Annotated in this window: 1 protein-coding gene; it reads left to right on the top strand. The window is 63.9% G+C overall.

Translation table 11 applies throughout. The features are described from left to right. On the top strand, positions 1–695 hold a 695-nt coding region (locus HW466_RS32165; protein WP_279610397.1), incomplete at both ends, for a hypothetical protein.

Here is a 695-nt window from a genome sequence, read left to right as displayed (position 1 = left end):
GCCACCGTGCTATCGGTCGAGCTCAGGCCCGTCGACAGCGAGTTGATGCCCGTCGAAGTCGAGGTGGACAGCGAGCTGATCGAGCTGGTAGCCGACGAGAGTCCGGTCGACGTGGAAGTCGAGAGCGACGCCACGGTGCTGTCGGTCGAGCTGAGGCCGGTCGACAACGAGCTGATGCCCGTCGAGGTCGACGTGGACAGCGAGCTGATCGAGCTCGTTGCCGACGAGAGACCGGTCGACGTCGAAGTCGACAGCGACGAAATCGAGCTGGTAGCCGACGACAGGCCGGTCGACGTGGACGTCGACAGCGAAGCGACCGAGCTATCGGTCGAGCTGAGGCCGGTCGACAGCGAGTTGATACCTGTCGAGGTCGACGTTGAGAGCGACGAAATCGAGCTGGTAGCCGACGACAGGCCTGTCGACGTGGAGGTCGACAGCGACGCGACAGAGCTGTTGGTCGAGCTGAGGCCTGTCGACAGGGAGTTGATGCCCGTCGAGGTCGAGGTGGACAGCGAGCTGATCGAGCTGTTAGCCGACGAGAGGCCCGTCGACGTGGAAGTCGACAGCGATGCCACCGTGCTATCGGTCGAGCTCAGGCCCGTCGACAGCGAGTTGATGCCCGTCGAAGTCGAGGTGGACAGCGAGCTGATCGAGCTGGTAGCCGACGAGAGTCCGGTCGACGTGGAAGTCGAGAG

This window comes from Burkholderia territorii, assembly GCF_902833055.1.
Taxonomy (GTDB): domain Bacteria; phylum Pseudomonadota; class Gammaproteobacteria; order Burkholderiales; family Burkholderiaceae; genus Burkholderia; species Burkholderia territorii.
Note: the sequence above shows the minus strand (reverse complement) of the source record. Positions and strands in the feature narration are given on the sequence as shown.